The 749-nt window shown below is 35.5% G+C and carries 1 protein-coding gene; it reads left to right on the forward strand.

Features of this window, described 5'->3' with window-relative positions; genetic code table 11:
• Nucleotides 1–87: 87 nt before the first annotated feature.
• The coding region (locus B5E87_RS14835; protein ID WP_158095641.1) for an IS1595 family transposase at nucleotides 88–749 on the forward strand (662 nt) is incomplete at its 3' end.

Consider the following 749-nt stretch of genomic DNA (forward strand, 5'->3'; position numbering starts at 1 on the left):
TGCAAACATTGTCATAAGACTTTCTCGCCCATGACAGGAACTTTGTTTTCATATTCAAAGAAGGAAGCCTATCAATGGTATCTGTATATGGAATCACTCTTTCGTGGTGATACCATTGTTCAGTCTGCTCATATTGCAGGCATATGCGAACATACATCTCTTGTGTGGAGACATAAGATACTGAGTGTATGTGCTTCTCTCACAGCTGAAGATCGCATACTAGATGGAGTTGTTTACCTTGATGAAAAACTTTCAGATGTTAAACATCCTGGAATAACAGTTGAAGATAAAGAATCAAAGAAGAAAAGAGGAATCAGCGATCAGAAGAGAAACATTGTCTGTGCCATAGATGAGCACAACAATAAAGTGATACAGGTATCAGAAAGAGGAAGAATACATACCAAGAATCTCTATGAAATATATAAAGACAAAATTCCTTCACAATGTACAGTTGTCAGTGACAGCTTACGCTCATATCATGGACTGATGAAAAAGTTAGGAGTCAAATGGATTAAGATACCATCAGGCAAGAAAGAAAAGGACGGATATACATTGGATAAGGTCAATAGATTGCATTCGTCTATTGAATTGTTTTTGCATGGATATAGAGGGATATCAGACAAGTATTTAAAGAACTACATTGGACTATATAAGATGAAAGATCAGAATAAAAATTACTATAACAAAACGACTTTCAAGGGAATATACAAGAAGATCATGAACTCCATGTGTGAGCTAAGATATAGTGA

Origin of the sequence: Massilimicrobiota sp. An142 (genome assembly GCF_002160725.1) — a bacterium.
GTDB lineage: Bacteria > Bacillota_I > Bacilli_A > Erysipelotrichales > Coprobacillaceae > Allocoprobacillus > Allocoprobacillus merdigallinarum.